This window comes from Streptomyces sp. NPDC002773 (assembly GCF_040295605.1).
Taxonomy (GTDB): Bacteria; Actinomycetota; Actinomycetes; order Streptomycetales; family Streptomycetaceae; genus Streptomyces.
Map to the genome: position 1 here is coordinate 91,436 of NZ_JBEOVO010000012.1, position 20,135 is coordinate 111,570.

A 20,135-nucleotide genomic window follows, 5' to 3' on the forward strand; every position below is an offset into this window, starting at 1 on the left:
GCCTGCGGCCCGTCAGACGGCTCCCGCCCCGGTCAGCGCCCGCACCTCGGCCTCGGCGTGCCGCGCCTCGTCGGGCGGCTCGGTGGAGGTGACCGTCCCGATCCAGCCCGCGAGGAATCCGAGCGGGATGGAGACCACCCCTGGGTTCTGCAGCGGGAAGAGGTGGAAGTCGACGCCGGGGAACAGCGCTTCGGGACTGCCGGAGACGACCGGCGAGACCAGCACGAGCAGCACCGCGGGGACCAGTCCGCCGTACACCGACCAGACCGCGCCCCGGGTGGTGAACTTCCGCCAGAACAGCGAGTAGAGCAGCACCGGCAGGTTGGCAGAGGCCGCGACCGCGAAGGCGAGGCCGACGAGGAACGCCACATTGAGATCGCGGGCGAGCAGCCCCAGGCCGATCGCGGCCGCGCCGATCACCGCCGCGGCGATCCGGGCCACGGTCACCTCGCTGTACTGCTTCGCGTGCCGCCGCCGCAGCGAGCTGTACAGGTCGTGGGCGACGGAGGCCGAGGAGGCGAGAGTGATCCCGGCGACGACGGCGAGGATGGTCGCGAACGCGACGGCGGCGACGATCGCGAAGAGCACGGTGCCGCCGGTGGAACCCGCTCCCCCGCCGAGGTCGAGGGCGAGCAGCGGTACGGCGGTGTTCCCGGACGCGTTGGAGGAGCGGACCTGGTCGGAGCCGATCAGGGCCGCCGCGCCGAAGCCGAGCACGATGGTCATCAGGTAGAAGCTCCCGATGAGCCCGATGGCCCAGACGACGGAGCGACGGGCGGCCCTGGCGGTCGGCACGGTGTAGAAGCGCGACAGGATGTGGGGTAGTCCCGCGGTACCCAGGACCAGGGCGAGGCCGAGGCTGATGAAGTCGAGGCGGGCCGTCCAGTCCCCGCCGTAGCGGAGTCCCGGGGCGAGGAATCCCAGCCCGTGGCCGCTGCGTTCGGCCGCGGTGGAGAGCAGGTTGTTCACATCGCCGTGGAACCGGAGCAGGACGAGGACGGTGAGCGCGATCGTGCCTGCCATGAGCAGGACGGCCTTGACGATCTGGATCCAGGTGGTGGCCCGCATGCCGCCGAGCGACACGTAGATCACCATCAGCGCGCCCACACCGATCACCGTCCACGAGCGGGCCGCCTCGCTGGTGCCGCCGAGCAGCAGGGCGACGAGGCTTCCGGCACCCACCATCTGGGCGACGAGGTACAGCACGGAGACGGCCACCGAGGACGTTCCCGCGGCGATCCGCACGGGACGCTCGGCCATCCGCGCGGCGAGCACGTCGGCCAGCGTGAACCTGCCGCAGTTGCGGACCAGTTCGGCCACGAGCAGCAGCACGACCAGCCAGGCGACGAGGAATCCGACGGAGTACAGCATGCCGTCGTAGCCGTAGAGCGCGATCAGCCCGGAGATCCCGAGGAAGGAGGCCGCGGACATGTAGTCACCGGCGATGGCGAATCCGTTCTCCAGAGGAGAGAACAGCCTGCCGCCGGCGTAGAACTCCTCCGCCGACCCGTGCCGGTTGCGGCTCACCCAGGTGGTGATCCCCAGGGTGACGGCGATGAAGGCGCTGAACAGCAGGAGCGCCAGGGTCTGGTGGTCTCCCGTCACGGCTGCACCGCGCCTCGGGTCATCTCCTGTGTGTCCCAGCGCAGGTCCAGCGCGGCCCGGTCCCTGCGCAACCGCGCATGACGCGCGTAGGCCCAGGTCAGCAGGAAGGTGGTGAGGAACTGCCCGAGCCCCGCGACCATCGCCACGTTCACCACTCCGGCGACCGGCCGGGCCATGAGCCCCGGTGCGGCGGTCGCCGCCACGACATAGGCGAGGTACCAGAGGAGGAACGCGAGGGCGGCCGGGAAGACGAACCGGCGGTAGCGGCTGCGTACTTCCTGGAAGGCGGGGCTCCGCTGCACTTCCAGGTAGATCTCCGCCGTACTGTGGACCGCGGTGGGCGCGGCGGGCCGCTGCCGCGGCACCGCGTCAGGGCGGCCGTCGCCGGGCCCCCCGGTCTCGGCCCGCTCGTCGCGGCCGGAGGCCGTCGCGTCGTACCCGGGGTCGCCGACCGGCATCGCCGAAGCGTCGAGCCCCTCCTGCTTGTCCACCTGCTCCACCGGCCAACTCTCCTTGTCAGCGAACCGTTTCGGCCGCGTGCCCAAGGATGGACAGAGCGGGAAGATCCCGGACTCTTCTCCTCCTTCTGTTCACCCCATCAGGTGACTCTCCTCCCAGGTGCCCTGACCAACCCGTGCTGATATGCGTACCGCACGGCCTGCGCCCGGTCGCGCACCCCCGTCTTGGCGAAGAGGTTGTTGATGTGGGTCTTCACCGTCGCCGTGGAGATCCGCAACCGCCCGGCGATCTCCTGGTTGGAGAGCCCGTCGGCCACGAGCACGAGCACCTCCGTCTCCCGCTCGGTGAGCCCCTCGGCCCCCGGAACAACAGGCCCACCGAAGACCTCGGCCCCTTCAGCCGACTCGCTCCGCTCTGTCCCGCCGGTCCGCTCTGCCCCGCCGGTCCGGTCGGTCCGGTCGGTCCCGCCGGCCCGGTCGGTCCGGTCGGTCCCGCCGGCCCGGTCGGTCCGGTCGGTCCCGCCGTTCCGGCCCAACAGCTGCTCCAGCAGCCGCCGTTGCACCGAGGGCGAAAGGCCCGCTCGCCCGTCGGTCACATCCCGCAAGGCCCGTACGATCTCCTCCCCTCCCGCGTCCTTGGTCAGGTACCCCCGCGCCCCCGCCCGGAGCGCCGGGAACAGCGAGTCGTCGTCGGCGTACGTGGTAAGCACGACGACCTCCGTCCCGGGGTGCCGATCGCGGATCCGGCGGGTGGCCTCGACCCCGTCACACCGGGGCATCCGCAGATCCATCAGGACCACGTCGGGCGCGAGTTCACCGGTCACCGCCACCGCTTCCTCCCCATCCCGCGCCGCCCCGACGACCTCGACCCCGGGGAGCAGCCCGAGCAGCATCACGATCCCCTCACGCACCACGGCCTGGTCGTCAGCGACGACCACCCGAACGACCCGGGTCGCCTCGCCCTCACTCATGCCGGCACCCGCAGCCGCACGGCGAACCCCGGGCCCTCAGGTCCGGCGTCCAGGCTGCCGCCGAGCAGTTCGGCCCGCTCCCTCATGCCGAGCAGCCCGTACCCGGAGCCGGAGGAGCCGAGCCCGTGTCCCACCGGGGCTCCTTCGGCTGTCGGTGGCGGCCCGGAGTCGCGTATCTCCAGGGAGATGCCTTCGGCCTCGTAGGCGAACCGGATCACGGTCCGGGCGCCGGGAGCGTGTTTGCGTACGTTCGTCAGGGCCTCCTGTGCGACCCGCCGCACCGCCTGGGACGCCTCGACAGGCAGGTGGCGACGTTCGCCGCTGACGTCGACCTCGGCACGGTCCTCCCGTGCCAGCTCCCGCAGATAGTCCTCGACGGGCACCATGTCGCCGCGCAGCGCCGACAACGCGTGCCGGGTCTCCGCGAGTCCCTCCCTGGCCATGGCACGGGCCGAGGTCACGAGCTTGAGTATCTCCGCCCGGTCCGCGCCCGCCTCGATCTGGAGCCGGGCGACCTCCAGGTGCACCATCTGTGCGGAGAGGCTGTGGGCGAGCACGTCATGTATCTCGCGGGCGATCCTGGCCCGCTCGGCGAGCGCGGCCGACGCGGCCTCGGCCTCCCTGGCGAGCCGCTCCTGGGCGAGCAGTTGGAACCCCGCCCCGCGCGCCTGGGCGTCCAGTCTGAGCGAGTAGCCCGCGAGCAGCACGGCCCCTGTCGTGAGGGCGGCTCCCAGGATCCCGCTCTCGTCGGCCTGCGCGAACCCGGGCACCAGTACTGCCACGGTGGCCACGCCGGCGGGCAGCGGCAGCCGCTCCATCGCCATGATCGAGACGACTATCCACATCACGGTCGCCGGCGTAGGGGCGCCCGCCACGTGGGCCCCGAGCCCGCAGAGCGCCATCACCCCGAGGAGCCCCAGTGACGCCACCGGCCGGTGGTCGAGGGTCGTGTGGTGATAGCCCAGGGCCGCCGCCACGCAGAGCCCGAACCCGAGCGGTGGCAGAGGTGCGTACCAGCCGTCGAACACCCCCGAGGTGTAGCAGCCGGCCACCACCCACACGCTCAGGGCCGCGATGGTGCTGTAGTCGATGACGACCCGGCCCCGGGGCACGCCCACGCGTGTGAGCGCCTCCCGCGCCGGCCAGGACCTCCAGGAACTCTCCTGGCTCGTGTCGCCCCTGGTACGTGTTCGGCCGCGCTTCCCGTCCATGACCATCCCCCTCCGTTATGACGATGCTACGGAGAGTCGGCGGCCCTGTGATCGGCCCGTGGGTGGAGCTTCCGGCTCCACCCACGGGTGGAGCGACTCAGGCGTCGATGCGCGAACGGTCGAGGGTCGCCGCCGAGCCGGTGATGAACTCCTTGCGGGGAGCCACGTCATTGCCCATGAGGAGGTCGAAGACCTGCTCCGCCGCGTCCAGGTCGCCGATGTTGATCCGGCGCAGAGTGCGGTGGCGCGGGTCCATCGTGGTCTCCGCGAGCTGGTCGGCGTCCATCTCGCCCAGGCCCTTGTAGCGCTGGATGGCGTCCTTGTAGCGGATCCCCTTGCGCTGGTACTCCAGCAGGGTCTGCCGCAGCTCGTTGTCCGAGTACGTGTAGACGTACTTGTCCTGGCCCTTCTTGGGCTGGACGAGTTCGATCCGGTGCAGCGGCGGCACGGCCGCGAAGACCCGCCCGGCCTCCACCATGGGCCGCATGTAGCGCTGGAAGAGCGTCAGGAGCAGGCAGCGGATGTGCGCGCCGTCGACGTCGGCGTCGACGAGGAGGACGATCTTCCCGTAGCGGGCCGCGTCGATGTCGAAGGTGCGGCCCGAGCCCGCTCCTATGACCTGGATGATCGCCCCGCACTCGGCGTTCTTCAGCATGTCCGACACGGACGACTTCTGGACGTTGAGGATCTTGCCGCGGATGGGCAGCAGGGCCTGGAACTCGCTGTTGCGGGCGAGCTTGGCCGTACCGAGGGCCGAGTCGCCCTCGACGATGAAGAGTTCGCTGCGCTCCACGTCGTCGCTGCGGCAGTCGGCCAGCTTGGCCGGCAGCGAGGAGGACTCGAGCGCGGTCTTCCGGCGCTGCGCCTCCTTGTGCTGCCGCGCGGCGATCCGGGTGCGGGCCGCGGCGACGGCCTTCTCCAGTACGGCGCGCGCCTGCGCCTTGTCGTCCCGCTTGGTGGAGGTGAGGAAGGCCTTGAGCTCCTTGGCGACCACGTTCGCGACGATCCGGCGCGCGGCGGAGGTTCCGAGGACCTCCTTGGTCTGCCCCTCGAACTGCGGCTCGGCGAGGCGGACCGTCACGACGGCCGTGAGCCCTTCCAGGGCGTCGTCCTTGACGATGTCGTCCTCGGCGACGCGCAGCATCTTCGCCGAGCGCAGCACCTCGTTGACCGTCTTGGTGACGGCCTGCTCGAAGCCCGAGACGTGGGTGCCGCCCTTCGGCGTGGCGATGATGTTGACGAAGGACTTGACCAGGGAGTCGTAGCCGGTGCCCCAGCGCAGGGCGATGTCGACGGCGAGCTCGCGGGTGACCTCGGTCGGGGTCATGTGGCCGCGCTCGTCGAGGACGGGGACGGTCTCCTTGAAGGTGCCCTGGCCGGTGAGGCGCTGGATGTCGCAGACGGCCTTGTCCTGCGCGAGGTACTCGCAGAACTCGCTGATGCCGCCGTCGAAGCGGAACGTCTCCTCACTCTTGCCGATGCCCGCCAGGTCGCGCTCGTCGCGCACGACGATGGTGAGGCCGGGCACGAGGAAGGCGGTCTGGCGGGCACGCTGGTGCAGCGTCTCCAGGGAGAGCTTGGCGTCCTTGAGGAAGATCTGCCGGTCCGCCCAGTAGCGGACGCGGGTGCCGGTGCGGGTCTTGGGGACGCGCTTGCCCTTGAGGAGGCCGTTGGCCGGATCGAAGGGGCTGTCGGGGCCCTGCTCCGTGAAGATGCCCGGGACACCGCGGCGGAAGCTGATCGAGTGCGTGGCGCTGTTCCGGTCGACCTCGACGTCGAGGCGGGCCGACAGGGCGTTGACGACGGAGGCACCGACGCCATGGAGACCGCCGGACGCCGCGTACGAGCCGCCGCCGAACTTTCCGCCGGCGTGCAGCTTCGTCATGACGACCTCGACTCCGGAGAGTCCGGTCTTCGGCTCGACGTCGACCGGGATGCCCCGGCCGTTGTCCCGGACCTCCACGGATCCGTCGTCGTGGAGGATGACTTCGATGTGGTCGCAGTAGCCACCGAGGGCCTCGTCGACCGAGTTGTCGATGATTTCCCAGATGCAGTGCATCAGGCCGCGGCTGTCGGTGGACCCGATGTACATACCGGGGCGCTTGCGGACCGCTTCGAGCCCTTCGAGTACGAGCAGGTGCCGCGCGGTGTAGTTGGAACCGTCACGGTCTGCGGTCAGCAGCGCACTGGACGGCACGGACGTTTCGGCGGTCACGCGGTTCGCTCCTCGCTGAATTTGAAATCTGGCCCGATGGGGTAAGGCCCGGCGTCGGTCACCGGTCAGAGGGTACCGATGCCTGGTAGAGCCGTTGTAACGCCACCCTCCCGGTTTCCTCATGCTAGTCCAGAGTCGTATGGATGTTCGATCCCTCGATGGGGTGACGCGCACATCACGTTCCCTTCCAGGCATGAACCATTTAGGCTCCGGGCACGTCCTCATCAACAACCGGCAACCGCGCCGGGAGGACTGACCTACACAAGCAACGCGAAATCCGTAGAGCGAAGCAATACGGCTCATTCGCCGCCAACCGGCAGCAGACAGCCACCTTGGAAGAAGTTTCAAGAAAAAGCCACGAGCGGGAACGTTTTCGGCCTGGTTGGATGTTGACCCTGGTACGACAGCTCGTCGAGCTAGAGAAGAGGCGACGTGACTACTGTTCTGACCCCCGCGAGCCCCCTGACGGCCGCTGACCGCTGCGACCGCTGCGGCGCCCAGGCATACCTGCGTGTCGTCCTGACCAGCGGAGGTGACTTGCTCTTCTGCGCCCACCACGGACGCAAGTTCGAGCCGGAACTCAAGAAGATCGCCGTTGAGATACAGGATGAGACGGACCGGCTGACGGACGTGCCGGCCCGCACTGTGGGCGACGAGCACTGACGCTTCGCAACCACGACGAGCCCAGATCCGGTCTGACCGGACGGCGGGCGGTCACCCCCGCGTTCCAAGGGGGGGGTGACCGCCCGTTCTCGTATCTCAGCGAGTGTCAGATGCGCGTCGGCAGCACCGCCGAGACGCGTGTGTAGACACCCGGGTTCTCCGCCTGCCCGCAGCCGCTGCCCCAGGACACCAGGCCGATGAGAAGGCCCTTGGCCACGAGCGGGCCTCCGCTGTCCCCCTGGCACGCGTCCCTGCCGCCCTGCGGGTCCCCCGCGCACAGCATCGTGTCGCCCCGGTACGGGACACCGGGAACGCCCGGGTACGCACCCTCGCACGTCTTGTCCGGCAACACCTGCACGGGCGCCGTCCGTAGCGTGGAAGCGTAGGACCCGCTGCCGGTCGTGTCGCCCCAGCCGTAGACCTCCGCCTCCGTGCCGGGTGTGTGCACCGCGTCGTCGGCGCGCGCGACACCGATCACGTACGACTGCGGGAGCGCGCTCACCAGCGTCAGCACCGCGAGGTCGCCCGAGTTGGTCGTGGGGTCGTAGTCGGGGTTGACCCAGGTGTCCGAGATCCGTACCTCCTGCCCGCCCTGCCCCCGCAGCGCGGCGCGGCCCGCGATGACCGCGAAGTCCCGCACTTCCCACGGCTCGCCGCCGAGCACCTCCCGCCCCAGACAGTGGGCGGCCGTGAGCACCTTGGTCGGCGCGACCACCACGCCCCCGCAGAACTGCCCCGCACGCGTACCCCCGAACCGGTCACGGCTGGACAGCGCCACGACCCAGGGCGCGTCCCTGATCTGGGCGGGGCGCCCACCCACCACGACACTGTCGGCGGCCACGGGGGCGCCGGTGGCGACCTGCCCCGCCGTTGCGGCGACCAGGCCCAGAGCACCCGCCAATGCCCGGGTGAGAGAACCACGCATGAAGTCTCCTGACTCTCCGGTGATGTCGGTTCACCCAGCGTCCAGCACACGCGCGCGCCATGCACCCCCGCACAGCCGGAGGGCCCGGCTCCCTCTGGGGGAACCGGGCCCTTCCGTCTACCGCTCCGTGCCTCGTGTCCGTGGCGTGTACGGCTCAGTCGAGGTAGTCGCGCAGCACCTGCGAACGCGACGGGTGACGCAGCTTCGACATCGTCTTCGACTCGATCTGACGGATCCGCTCGCGGGTCACGCCGTAGACCTTGCCGATCTCGTCCAGCGTCTTCGGCTGACCGTCGGTGAGACCGAAGCGCATCGAGACGACGCCCGCCTCACGCTCGGAGAGCGTGTCGAGGACGGAGTGCAGCTGCTCCTGGAGGAGCGTGAAGCTCACCGCGTCGGCCGGGACGACCGCCTCGGAGTCCTCGATCAGGTCGCCGAACTCGCTGTCGCCGTCCTCACCCAGCGGGGTGTGGAGGGAGATCGGCTCACGACCGTACTTCTGGACCTCGATGACCTTCTCAGGGGTCATGTCGAGCTCCTTGGCCAGCTCCTCCGGGGTGGGCTCACGGCCCAGGTCCTGGAGCATCTGACGCTGCACGCGCGCGAGCTTGTTGATGACCTCGACCATGTGCACCGGGATACGGATGGTGCGGGCCTGGTCGGCCATGGCGCGGGTGATCGCCTGACGGATCCACCAGGTGGCGTACGTGGAGAACTTGTAGCCCTTGGTGTAGTCGAACTTCTCGACCGCGCGGATCAGACCGAGGTTGCCCTCCTGGATCAGGTCCAGGAAGAGCATGCCGCGGCCGGTGTAGCGCTTGGCCAGGGAGACCACCAGACGGAGGTTGGCCTCCAGGAGGTGGTTCTTGGCCCGACGGCCGTCCTCGGCGATGATCTCCAGCTCGCGCTTGAGCTTCGGCGCGAGCTTGTCCGAGTTCGCCAGCTTGTCCTCGGCGAACAGGCCGGCCTCGATGCGCTTGGCGAGCTCGACCTCCTGCTCGGCGTTGAGCAGCGGGACCTTGCCGATCTGCTTCAGGTAGTCCTTGACCGGGTCGGCGGTGGCACCGGCGACGGCGACCTGCTGCGCCGGAGCGTCGTCCTCGTCGTCGTCGGACAGGACGAAGCCCTTGCTCTCGCCCTCGGTCTCCTCTTCCTCGCCCTTGCCGGGCGCGACGTCCTCGAGCAGCTCTTCGCCCTCGACGACCTCGTCGGCGTCCTTCTTGGACGTGGTCTTCTTCGCCGCCGTCTTCTTGGCGACGGTCTTCTTCGCCACCGCCTTCTTGGCGACGGTCTTCTTGGCTGCCGCCTTCTTGGCGACGGATCCGGCCTCGTCGGCCGGGTCGGCGCCCTCTGCCGCAGAGGCCGAGGCGGCCGCGACGCTGGTCTTCGTCACGGTCGTCCTGGCAGTGACGGTCTTGGTGGCGGTGCGCTTGGCCGGGCTCTTCGCTGCGACGCTCTTGCGGGCGCGCTTCGGCGACTCCGCTGCACTGACCATCAGCGTCACACCCTCTTCCTCGAGGATCTGATTGAGGCTGCGCAGAACATTCTTCCACTGGGTTGGCGGAATCTGGTCAGCCTCGAAGGCCCGACGCACGTCATCGCCGGCAATCTGCCCATCAGCCTTTCCCCGCTCGATGAGCGCCATCACAGACTCGGACTCGGCGATCTCCGGCGGGAGCGTACGGGATGTGCTGGCCGACACGAACAACCTCTCGGAACGATGGAAACGGCTTCCGGCCCCGCCCTGGATCGGGCTGGAGCCGACGACCGTCGACGGGGAATGTGCCGACGGCGCGGGCTGGACCGGGGAACTGCACAGCGCCTCCATCGGCTGCTGTATTCCTTCCTCGGCTGTCACCTCTTAGGTCATCGCACGGCTCGGAGGAGTGTTACGCCCAATCTTCGTGGCCCGAGTCACACCTCATGCACGACAAAACGACACAAAGGGGTAGATCAGCGTACATCCGTCCCGCCGGAACCCTGGCGCCACCCGGGGAATCCCTGCCGGATCCCCCGGGTGGCGCTCGGACCCGGCGGCACGCGATGCCGGCACCTGCGCGCTCCCGACCATGACCCGCGGGTCAGTGTTCGCGGGGGGCGGGGACGACGCGCTCCACCTCGGGGTGGACCACGAGCAGCTGCCGCATGGCCGACTCGGCGCCGAGCGCGTCCCCCTCCGCGAGCGCGTCCACGATCCGGGCGTGGTGCCCGAGGCAGGCCTCGCTCGGCCGGTCGCAGCCCGTGACGGGGCCGCCGGAGACCTGGAGCGCGGCACCGACGATGCCGGAGAGGTGCTCCAGCATCCGATTCCCGGCGAGCTGGATGAGCAGCGAGTGGAACTCGGTGTCGGCCCGGGAGAAGGTGATGCCGTCCCCCTGGGCGAAGGCGTGGCCCATGATCTCGACCATGTCGGCGAGGCGCTGCTGAACGTCTTCCCGACCGTGTCCGGCGGCGAGACGAGCGGCCAGGGGCTCGATCGTCCAGCGGAGCTCGTTCAGCTCACGCCGCTGGTCGTCGCGCTGCGGGCCGAACGCGCGCCACTCGATGATGTCGGGGTCCAGGAGGTTCCAGTCACTGACGGGCCTGACCCGCGTGCCGACGTTGGGGCGGGCGCTGACGAGCCCCTTGGCCTCGAGGACGCGCAGCGACTCGCGTACCACCGTGCGCGAGACCTCGAACCGCTGACCGATCTCTTCGGGGACGAGCGGACGGTCGGCCCCGAGGTCGCCGGAGACGATCATCTGGCCGAGCTGCTGGACGAGCTGCCCGTGCAGCCCGCGGCCCCGGTTGCCGGCGCTCCTGCGGCCGACGCGGCCCAGGTCGGTGTCCACGCCCTCCCACGAGGGCGGGCCCGTGCGGCCGGCGGCGGGCGCCTCCGCGTAGGGGTAGCGGTCGAGATCGCCCGGGGCGCCGAGGCCGGAGTCGACGGAGCGGGCGGCGGTCATCATGGTGTGCGCAAGGGTACTCACGCATCCTTTGTCGGCGTTGCCTCCGTGACCCTTGAGGTCTTTGGTGAAAAGCACACGAAAGGGTGATCGGCACCCCCTACACAATTGACGATTTATCGGACATACGCGGCGGATTCCAAGGGAGTTGACCGCAAACCGGAACCTTTCGGTCCGTAAGTGATCACCAACGGGCCTTACGGCGAAGCCCAGTGAGCACATAAGCGCAGAGCAACCCGGTCAACGTCAGCGCGAGGGCCACCCCCGCGGGCTGCCCGACCACGCGCAACCCCCCGGTCAGCCAGCGGTCCGCCGCCGGAGACCACTGCGGACCGAGGAACTCGCGCAACCGGGCCGGGAATCCGGCGGCCGACCGCACCGACGGCCCTGTCAGCACCTTCTGCAACAGGGGGACGAAGGCGACCGGTACCGCGAGGACCGCCGCCACACCGGCCGCCGCGGCCCGGAACACCCCCGCGCCGAGCACTCCGGCCCAGGCGCAGCCGACGAGCAGCCCGAGCCAACTCGCGCAGAGCGTGGGCCAGTTCTTCGGTACGGTGATCAACTCGGCGCCGTAGACGAACCTCAGGGCCTCCAGGTCGGCCGCAACGACGACCACCCCCAGCGCGAGGGCGACGGCCGCCGCCACGGCGAGCTTGGCAAGGAGCAGACCGGGCCTGCGGGGCACAGCGCCACGGCCGGAGGTGAGCGCGGGGTAGCGGTACTCCTCGCCGAACGAGAAGGCCCCGAGGAGTCCGGCCCCGAGGGCCGCAGGCGGCAGCGGGGAGATCGCGGGCCAGCCGGCCAGAACGGCGGGCAGCGCGACACGGCCGCCCCGCCCGAGGAGCAGGGCGAGCACTACGGAAGCGAGCAGGACGGCCGCCACGACGAGCGACGTGGACGGCACCCCCAGCAGCCGACGGATCTCGTACCGCAGGGGGCGCAGGGGCGAGCGGGCCGGCCTACGGGCACCACCCGTCGGGGCGGCGCCACTCGCCGCCCCGAAGGGCGGCCGGGCGGTATCGGAGGCCTCCGCGTCGGACGCCCCCGACCCGCGGCCCCGCAGGGCAAGGCCGTTGCCTTCGGGGCTGCCCTCCGCGGTACGGGGGGCCGGCCCGGCGTCGCCGGTCTCGGCGGCGAGCCGGTGGACGGGCACGCCGTGGCGGAAGGCCGTGTCCCCGACGGCCGCGCAGTCGCTCCCGTAGACGGACAGACGGCTGCCGCCCTCGGCCACCACCTCGACCGGGCGGCGCGCCGCTCTGGCCTCCTGGGTCACGGCCGCGGCGAGCCTCGCGGCCTGCGGGGTGCGGACGGCGACCCGGGGGCGCAGCCGGGTGCGGGCGAACTCGGCGGCGTCCTGGTCGGCGACGAGCCGGCCGCGGTCGAGGGTGACGACCCGATCGGCGTTGCGGGCCGCGTCCTTCGGGTCCTCCGTGGTGTAGAGCACGGTTCCCCCGTCGGCCGCGTGCGCCCGCAGCAGCTCGTACAGCCATGCGCTCTCGGGTACGGAGAGGCGGGCGCCCGGCTCGTCGAGCAGCAGGGTGTGGGGAGCCCCCAACAGGGCGCAGGCGAGGCCGAGTCGGCGCTCCGCACCGATCGGGAGGGTGCCGAGCCGTCGGCGCTCCAGTCCGGTGAGCCCCACGGTCCGCGTCAGGGCTTCGGCCCGGGAGGCGGGGGCCCCTGTGGCGGCGCAGAGCATGCGCAGTTGGCCCCGGAGCGTGCGGGAGGGGTGCCCGGGGACGTCACCGAGGAGGACACCGACCTCACGCGGGGGGTGGGCGATGCGGCGCAGTGGGCGGCCGCGGAAATAGGTGATCCCACGGCCCGGCTCGAGTTCGAGCATGAGCCGGAGTGCGGTGGTCTTGCCGGAGCCGGAGGAACCGAGGAGAGCGGTCACGGCGCCCGGCGGGGCCTCGAAGGTCAGATCGTCCACGGCGGGCGGGCGATCACGGCGGGGCATGCTGGTCAGTCCGATTGCCTGGAGCATCGCTTCTCTCGCGGTAGGTGACACCGCTCCGCGGCAGGGCGGCGCTACCGCAGCAAGATAACGCTACATTTCGGACTTTCAGTGCAGGGTTGGCGCCGTGGAGCGCCGGATGTACCGGGCTGTCAGACCTCGGGACGCAGCATCGGCGGATTGAGGAGAGTGGCCCCACCAGCCCTGAAGAGCTGGGCCGGGCGCCCGCCCTGACGGGTCGTGGTGCCGCCCGCCGGAACCAGGAAGCCGGGCGTGCCGGTCACCTTCCGGTGGAAGTTGCGCGGGTCCAGGGACACGCCCCAGACGGCCTCGTACACCCGCCGCAGCTCTCCGACCGTGAACTCCGGCGGGCAGAAGGCCGTGGCCAGGGAGGAGTACTCGATCTTGGAGCGGGCGCGCTCCACCCCGTCGGCGAGGATCCGGGCGTGATCGAAGGCGAGCGCCTCCGGGCCCCCGCCCTTCTCCTCGTCCCCAGCATCCCCGGCGTCTCCGGCGTCCTCGGCGTCTCCGGCCGCATCCGTGCTCCCCACCGACCCGGCGATCACATCCTCGCCGAGCAGTTCCTCGACGGGGGCCCAACGGGCGCTGTTCGCGTCGCCCCCGGCCCTCGGCGCGGGAAGGTCCGGAGCCAGTGCCAGGTGCGCGACGCTGACCACGCGCATGCGCGGGTCGCGGTCGGGCGCTCCGTAGGTCGCGAGCTGCTCCAGGTGCGCGCCGTTACTCGGCACCGGGGGCGGGGCCGCGGGGTCGTGGGCGCAGAGACCGGTCTCCTCGACCAGCTCGCGCGCCGCCGCGGCACCGAGGTCCTCCTCCGCGCGCACGAAGCCGCCGGGCAGCGCCCAACGCCCCTGGTACGGCGCTTCTCCCCGCCGTACGACCAAGGTGCACAACGCGTGACGGCGCACGGTGAGCACGACCAGATCGACGGTGACGGCGAAAGGCGGAAAGGCCGACGGGTCGTAGGGAGGCATGCGGCGATCATAGTCGTCTTCCTGACGATAAACACGCCCCTCGGGAGCATCGGCGACGACTCCCTCGCCGTGCCGCGAACCTTCCCTCGTGTCTGTGTCCGGCATCCCGTCACACCCCCAGTTGAAGGCCTTCTGCGGCCTCCTCGACCATACCGAGACCGAGCCTGCCGACCCGCACGGCGAACGGCTCCCCGGCGACCACGAGCCCGGAGAACCGGATCGCACCCAGCGGGGCCGACCTCAGGGGGTGCGTCGACACGGAACGGCCCGGGGCGTCGGGCCGGATTCCGGCGAGGGCCAGCAGGGCGTGCACGGCTCCGGCGGCCGCGACGCCCGCCGGCCGGCACGCGGCCGGGTGCGGCACCGGGCGCCCGCCCGCCGTGCGCTGTTCCCCGGCGTACATCTCGGGCAGCCGATGGGCGAAGGCCTCCGACGCGTCCATCAGCCCGCGCAACAGAGCGGTGGCCTCCTTCTCGTGACCGACGGCGGCAAGCCCGGCCACGGCGACCGCCGTCTCGTGCACCCGCACCGCGCCCGCCCGGTGACCGAACGGGTTGTATCCCGCCTCTTTGACGCCCAGGCCGCGCAGCCCCCAGCCGGAGTCCAGGGCCGGGGTGCCCACCAGCCTCGCCACCTGCTCGGTCTCCGTCCTGTCCAGCAGGCCCCGCGCGTAGCGGCCGCCGCCGAGCAGCCCCGTGTCGAGCAGGTGAGCGGCCCAGCCCCCCAGGTGGGGCAGGCTCCGTCCGTCAGGCGTGCGTCCCACGGCGGGGCGGCCTCCGGCCCGGTCGTCGAGCCAGAATTCCCGCCGGAAGCGCTCACGCAGCGTCCGTGCCGTTTCCCGCAGGGCGTCTCCCCCGGGCCTCCCGCAGTCGTCGAGCAGGTCCGCTCCGAGCAGGGCCGCACGGTGGGCGTGCGCCTGCGTCTCGGTCCGCCAGGGTCCGGCGGGCCCCGGGTCCGGCACGAGGCCGTTTCCTCCGGCGGCCCGGCGCAGCCAGCCGAGGCAGCGCTCCGCCACCGGAAGCAGCTCCTCCAGGTCTGCCGCCGGGAGCCCCCAGCGGCGGGCCTCGGCGAGAACGACCGGGAAGGCCAGGGTGGCCTCGATGCCCGTACAACGGGGCGGCAGGTGCGGCCCCGCGTCCCTGAGCGGGCCGCGGAGGCGTCCGGACTCGGCTCCCGCACCGGAGAGTTGGGTACGCCCGAGGGCACGCAGGGTGGTGGCGGCGAGCCGGGTGCCGAGAGGAAGGGCCATGCGGGCCGCCCAGAGCGCCTCGGCGGTGACCGGTCCGCAGCGCCAGGGGACGCCGGCCGCGAGATGTACGTCCGCCGGGTGCGCCGGGTCCCGCTGGAGCAGGGCGCGCAGGTCCTCGACGGCCGCACGCAGCAGTTCCCCCGGGCGCGGATCGTCGCCCTCGGCCTGGGCATCGGCGAGCACATGGCCGCCGGGCCGGCCGGCGCCCGCACCCGGGGAGGCCGAGGGACGGGCGGGCGAGTCGTCCCGTACGCGCAGCTGGAGCGTGAACGCGCCCCCGGGAGCCAGCTCCGCCTCCCAGCGCAGCACTCCGGCCGCCGCCAGCGAGTCCGTGGGGGGCGGGTCCGCGCTGACGGCGACGGACCTGCCGTCACCGGTCCAGCGCAGGCCCGTGCCGTGGACGCTCGCGGCGAGCTCGGGTCCGCAGCGGCCCGACGCCACCGCCCCCAGGTCCGCGAGATCCGTCCCCAGAGCGATTTCCACGGGGAGGCGGAGGGGGCGGGGGGCAGCGCTGCGCAGGGTGATCCGCTCGGTACCGTCGGCGCTCCTCGTGCGTTCGACGGTGAGACCGGGATCGGGCCCCGTGTCGCCCGGTACTCGGACGACGCCGAGGAACGCCGCCCGGTCGGCGGCCGCCATGCGCCCCTGGAGGGCGACGGGCTCCCGCCCCGCCACGCGTAGGACGCAGCGGGAGAGGAGCCGGCGACCCGCCGCGTACACGCCCTCGGGTCCCTCGCCGGTGAGCTGGCCGTGCTCCGCGCAGACGGCGAGGGCGGGCAGGGCCACGCAGAGGAGCGAACCGTGCACCGAAGGAAGCTCCGCGGGTCGCGCCCCGCGCGGAGGAGACGCACCGGTGCCGGTCGGGCGCCCGGGTGGGTGACCGGTCGGTGGTCCGGGTGGGCGGCCGGGGGCCGGGGCGGGGCTGAGGGCCATGGCGGGTACGGGGTGCTCTCTCTGCGAACCGGGCGGCCGGCGGAAGGTCGGCGGGACGGCTCGGACGACTCCGCCAGAGAGCTGAACGCGCTTGTGGGCGGCCGGGACACGGTCGTCATCGGCCACTCCTGGAGCCGCGCTGTCCGCCGCGCCTCGGGGCACCGCTCCCCGGCTTCCCCGCGGCGGGCCCGCTGGGCCTGACCCCGGCCGTCGAGCGGCGTTCCACTCCGCAGGTCTGGCGCCCGGGCTTCCGGAGGGTCTGCCGGGTGCCCGGCGGGCGGGTGGTGCGCATCCGGACCCTGCGGGAGGCGGCGGGGGCGGGCGGTGCGGGAGCGGCCCGGGCGTCCCGCTCGCTCCTCAGGCAGGAGCGGAGCGACTCGGGGTCGAGTCCTTCGTTGCACGCCTGGTGCAGCAGTCGGGCGAACACGTAGTCGGGGTCGGCGTCGAGTGCGAGCCCCAGGGCGACTCGGGCGGTCGGCTCGTCGCCGGTGGACCAGGCCACCCAGCCGGCAAGGGTGAGGGGCGCGGCGGCGTGCTCCTGGTAAGGGCTCACGCAGCGTCGGGAGAGGACGCGCCAGAGCCGCAGGGCCGCTGTGCCCTCCCAGCCCTCCATCCATTCGGCGGCGCGGTCCCGGGTGACCCGGTCCTGGAGGCCGATGATCAGCGCGGCCGCTTCGTCCGTCCCGACCAGGGCGTCATCGGCCGCATCGCCCTCGGCCGTTTCGGCGCCGGCCCCACCCCTGCTCGTCCGGCCCGTCCGGTCCGTCCGGCACGGCGGGCTGATCGGGCTCTTCTGGCCGGGGCGCTTCGGGTTGACGAACCGGCGGAGGACGTCGCGTGCGAGCCGCAGCGTCGTCTCACGCACCTCCTCCCGCCCCTTGCCCTCGGCGCCTTCGAGGATCCGGGGGACGATCGCGGCGGCGGTCGCGTCGAGCACCGTGCGCTGCTCTTCCTCCCCGGGGCCGCCGGACGGCTTGAACCGGCCTTCCATGTCCCGAAGCGAGCCCCGGACCTGGACTCCGGCGTACGCCGCGGTCGCCGCCATCACCGAGGTGCCGCTGAGCGCCAGCGGGGTGCCGTCGGGCGGGCAGCAGCGCGCGTCGGGGCAGCAGTAGGAGAAGTACAGGCCGTCGGAGATGCAGAGGGCTTCGTAGACGGGGATGTCGAGGGCGCCGCAGGCGGTCCGCAGGTGCTGGGAGAAGGGGCGCAGCCGCTCCATGACCCTTCGGCCCGTCTCGCCGGCCAGGGGGTCCTGGCAGAGGAAGACGACGATGCCGTCCGGTCGGGTACCGCCCCTGGCTCCCCCGTCGACAAGGCATTCGGCGAGGTGGTCGGCGGTCGACTCCCATTCACGGGGCGAGCGCGGGATGCCGAGCCTGACCCGGCCGCCGAAGCGGCCGCGCTCGCCGTGGAGGGCGACCAGGACGACGGAGTCGGTGGGGTGGAAGCCCAGCATGAACGGCAGGGCGTCGGCCAGTTCAGCCGGGCCTCGCAGGGTGATCTGGGTACGGGAGGGTCCGCTGGATTCATGGTGATTCGCGTTCATGGTCAGGACGGTCTCGTGATCTCCCGAAATCCGAAACCCCTGTGGATAACTCCTGGAACGGGGCATCCGCCACCCTTCGAGTTGTCCACAGATTCGGCGGCTCATTCGCGCGATGTCCGAGGCATCGGGTTGCATGGAGGCATGACCCACGCAGATCCCCTGGAAGACCGCGCCGCGCTCCGGACCGCCGCCGACGCCGTGCTCGCCCGCCTCGTATCGGACCCGACCGGCAAAGCGAGACTGCGCGAGGACCAGTGGCGGGCCATCGAGGCCCTGGTCGCCGACCGGCGGCGGGCCCTGGTCGTGCAGCGGACCGGCTGGGGGAAGTCGGCGGTGTACTTCGTGGCGACCTCGCTGCTCCGTGAGCGCGGAAGCGGCCCGACCGTGATCGTCTCCCCGCTGCTCGCACTGATGCGCAACCAGGTGGAGGCGGCGGCTCGGGCGGGCATCCGCGCCCGGACGATCAACTCGTCGAACACGGAGGAGTGGGACACGGTCCAGGAGGAGGTGTCCGCAGGGGAGGTGGACGTGCTCCTCGTGAGCCCCGAGCGACTCAACAATCCCGACTTCCGTGACCAGGTCCTTCCCCGGCTCGCGGCCGCCACCGGGCTGCTCGTGGTCGACGAGGCGCACTGCATCTCGGACTGGGGGCACGACTTCCGGCCTGACTACCGCAGGTTGCGCACGATGCTGGCCGACCTGCCGTCCGGGGTGCCGGTGCTCGCCACCACGGCGACGGCGAACGCCCGGGTGACGGCGGACGTGGCCGAGCAGCTCGGTACGGGCGCCGGCACGGACGCCCTCGTGCTGCGCGGGCCACTGGACCGGGAGAGCCTGAGTCTGGGCGTGGTCAGACTGCCCGACGCGGCCCACCGGCTGGCCTGGCTGGCCGATCACCTCGGCGAGCTGCCCGGCTCCGGGATCATCTACACGCTGACGGTCGCCGCGGCCGACGAGGTGACGGCCTATCTGCGCCAGTGCGGGCACACGGTCTTGTCGTACACGGGCCGGACGGAGAACGCCGACCGGCAGCAGGCGGAGGACGATCTGCAGGCCAACCGGGTCAAGGCGTTGGTGGCGACATCGGCGCTCGGCATGGGCTTCGACAAGCCGGACCTGGGTTTCGTGGTGCATCTGGGGTCGCCTTCCTCCCCGATCGCCTACTACCAGCAGGTCGGCAGGGCCGGGCGAGGGGTGGAGCACGCGGAGGTGCTGCTGCTGCCCGGGCAGGAGGACGAGGCGATCTGGCGCTACTTCGCATCGGTCGCCTTCCCGCCCGAGGAGCAGGTGCGCCGGACGATCGACGTGCTCGCGCAGGCGGGCCGGCCGCTGTCCCTGCCCGCTCTGGAGCCGTTGGTGGAACTGCGCAGGACACGGCTCGAGACGATGCTCAAGGTCCTCGACGTGGACGGCGCGGTGCGGCGGGTGAAGGGCGGTTGGGAGAGCACCGGCCGGCCGTGGGTGTACGACACCGAGCGGTATGCCTGGGTGGCGCGGCAGCGGGCGACCGAGCAGCAGGCGATGCGCGACTACGCGGCGGCGACGGGATGCCGGATGGAGTTCCTTCGACGCCAGCTGGACGACGAGGAGGCCGCTCCGTGCGGTCGCTGTGACAACTGTGCGGGGAACCGGTTCGACCCGAAGGTCTCGGACGCGGCTCTGGACGCCGCGAAGGGGGAGTTGGGGCGGCCGGGTGTGGAGGTGGAGCCCCGCAAGATGTGGCCGACGGGGCTCGCCGCAGTCGGGGTCGATCTGAAGGGCCGTATCCCGCCCGGCGAGCAGGCCTTCGGCGGCCGCGCCCTGGGGCGGCTTTCGGACATCGGCTGGGGTAACCGATTGCGTCCGCTGCTGGCCGACGGCGCTTCGGACGGGCCCGTGCCGGATGATGTCGTGCAGGCGGTGGTGCATGTGCTCGCCGACTGGGCCAAGGGGCCCGGTGGTTGGGCCTCCGGCGGGCCCGACGCCCCGGCCCGGCCCGCCGGGGTGGTCACCGTCGCGTCCCACCGCCGGCCGCGCCTGGTGGGGTCGCTCGGGGAGCGCATCGCCGAGATCGGCAGAATGCCCCTGCTCGGTGCGGTGGAGTACGCGCCAGAGGCGGATGGGCTGCGGCTTCCCCGGACCAACAGCGCCCAGCGGGTGGTGGGCTTGCAGCGGAGCCTCACGGTCTCCGCCGAGTTGGGCGAGCGGCTGGCCTCGGCGGGTGGGCCGGTTCTTCTCGTGGACGATCTGTCCGACAGCGGCTGGACGTTGGCGGTCGCGGCGCGGCTGCTGCGGAAGGCCGGAGCGGAAGGGGTGTTTCCGCTGGTGCTCGCCGTCCAGGGGTGAAACAGGAGGGGAAACGGGGAGTGAACAATGGGCAACTGGGCAGGGATATGAGTGGCATACCAACCCATTCCCGTCAGCTGCCTCAATTGCTCGTTGCCGCTCGCGCACGGGCCAGCAAGAATTGGGAAACCGCCTCGCAC

Annotated in this window: 15 protein-coding genes; 3 read left to right on the forward strand and 12 right to left on the reverse strand. The window is 71.8% G+C overall.

Features of this window, described 5'->3' with window-relative positions; genetic code table 11:
* Positions 1–12: 12 nt before the first annotated feature.
* The 5 genes from ABT034_RS17095 to ABT034_RS17115 all read right to left on the reverse strand — a co-directional run bounded on the left by ABT034_RS17095 (position 13) and on the right by ABT034_RS17115 (position 6,460).
* Positions 13–1,605: a monocarboxylic acid transporter gene (locus ABT034_RS17095; RefSeq protein ID WP_351215857.1), complete on the reverse strand. Its 1,593-nt coding sequence runs from the start codon at positions 1,603–1,605 to the stop codon at positions 13–15.
* Complete coding sequence (locus ABT034_RS17100; protein WP_351215859.1) at positions 1,602–2,105, reverse strand: DUF485 domain-containing protein; 504 nt, start codon at positions 2,103–2,105, stop codon at positions 1,602–1,604. The genes ABT034_RS17095 and ABT034_RS17100 overlap by 4 nt, the downstream gene beginning before the upstream one ends.
* Before the next feature lie 98 nt (positions 2,106–2,203).
* Positions 2,204–3,034: a response regulator gene (locus ABT034_RS17105; protein WP_351215861.1), complete on the reverse strand. Its 831-nt coding sequence runs from the start codon at positions 3,032–3,034 to the stop codon at positions 2,204–2,206.
* Positions 3,031–4,245, reverse strand: coding sequence for a sensor histidine kinase (locus ABT034_RS17110; RefSeq protein ID WP_351215863.1), 1,215 nt, complete (start codon positions 4,243–4,245; stop codon positions 3,031–3,033). The genes ABT034_RS17105 and ABT034_RS17110 overlap by 4 nt, the downstream gene beginning before the upstream one ends.
* Positions 4,246–4,342: 97 nt before the next feature.
* Complete coding sequence (locus ABT034_RS17115) at positions 4,343–6,460, reverse strand: DNA gyrase/topoisomerase IV subunit B (RefSeq protein ID WP_351215865.1); 2,118 nt, start codon at positions 6,458–6,460, stop codon at positions 4,343–4,345.
* 432 nt (positions 6,461–6,892) lie between these two features.
* Between ABT034_RS17115 and ABT034_RS17120 the strand changes: the two genes are divergently transcribed.
* Positions 6,893–7,123: a DUF7455 domain-containing protein gene (locus ABT034_RS17120; protein WP_030211728.1), complete on the forward strand. Its 231-nt coding sequence runs from the start codon at positions 6,893–6,895 to the stop codon at positions 7,121–7,123.
* A gap of 106 nt (positions 7,124–7,229) precedes the next feature.
* Here ABT034_RS17120 and ABT034_RS17125 read toward each other — a convergent pair whose 3' ends face one another.
* Together ABT034_RS17125 and ABT034_RS17130 are read right to left on the reverse strand one after the other, a co-directional pair.
* Entirely contained in the window at positions 7,230–8,048 is an 819-nt protein-coding gene (locus tag ABT034_RS17125) for a serine protease (protein ID WP_351215868.1), read from the reverse strand.
* A gap of 154 nt (positions 8,049–8,202) precedes the next feature.
* Entirely contained in the window at positions 8,203–9,750 is a 1,548-nt protein-coding gene (locus ABT034_RS17130) for an RNA polymerase sigma factor (protein ID WP_351216028.1), read from the reverse strand.
* Between ABT034_RS17130 and ABT034_RS17135 the strand changes: the two genes are divergently transcribed.
* Complete coding sequence (locus tag ABT034_RS17135; RefSeq protein ID WP_188266940.1) at positions 9,683–9,913, forward strand: hypothetical protein; 231 nt, start codon at positions 9,683–9,685, stop codon at positions 9,911–9,913. The genes ABT034_RS17130 and ABT034_RS17135 overlap by 68 nt on opposite strands.
* Positions 9,914–10,129: 216 nt before the next feature.
* Here ABT034_RS17135 and ABT034_RS17140 read toward each other — a convergent pair whose 3' ends face one another.
* The 5 genes from ABT034_RS17140 to ABT034_RS17160 form a co-directional block, all read right to left on the reverse strand.
* Positions 10,130–11,017, reverse strand: a complete 888-nt coding sequence (locus ABT034_RS17140; protein WP_351215870.1) for a FadR/GntR family transcriptional regulator — start codon at positions 11,015–11,017, stop codon at positions 10,130–10,132.
* A gap of 160 nt (positions 11,018–11,177) precedes the next feature.
* Complete coding sequence (locus ABT034_RS17145; RefSeq protein ID WP_351215872.1) at positions 11,178–12,980, reverse strand: ATP-binding cassette domain-containing protein; 1,803 nt, start codon at positions 12,978–12,980, stop codon at positions 11,178–11,180.
* A 122-nt stretch (positions 12,981–13,102) separates the two neighbouring features.
* Positions 13,103–13,942, reverse strand: coding sequence for an NUDIX hydrolase (locus ABT034_RS17150; RefSeq protein ID WP_351215874.1), 840 nt, complete (start codon positions 13,940–13,942; stop codon positions 13,103–13,105).
* Positions 13,943–14,051: 109 nt separating this feature from the next.
* Entirely contained in the window at positions 14,052–16,124 is a 2,073-nt protein-coding gene (locus tag ABT034_RS17155; protein ID WP_351215876.1) for a glycogen debranching N-terminal domain-containing protein, read from the reverse strand.
* A gap of 115 nt (positions 16,125–16,239) precedes the next feature.
* A complete protein-coding gene (locus ABT034_RS17160) occupies positions 16,240–17,670 on the reverse strand; it encodes a DUF4192 domain-containing protein (protein WP_351215878.1) in 1,431 nt (476 codons plus the stop codon).
* Positions 17,671–17,811: 141 nt separating this feature from the next.
* Between ABT034_RS17160 and ABT034_RS17165 the strand changes: the two genes are divergently transcribed.
* The gene (locus ABT034_RS17165) at positions 17,812–19,995 is read left to right on the forward strand and encodes a RecQ family ATP-dependent DNA helicase (RefSeq protein WP_351215880.1); all 2,184 of its coding nucleotides are present in this window, start codon (positions 17,812–17,814) and stop codon (positions 19,993–19,995) included.
* The last annotated feature ends 140 nt before the right edge of the window (positions 19,996–20,135 follow it).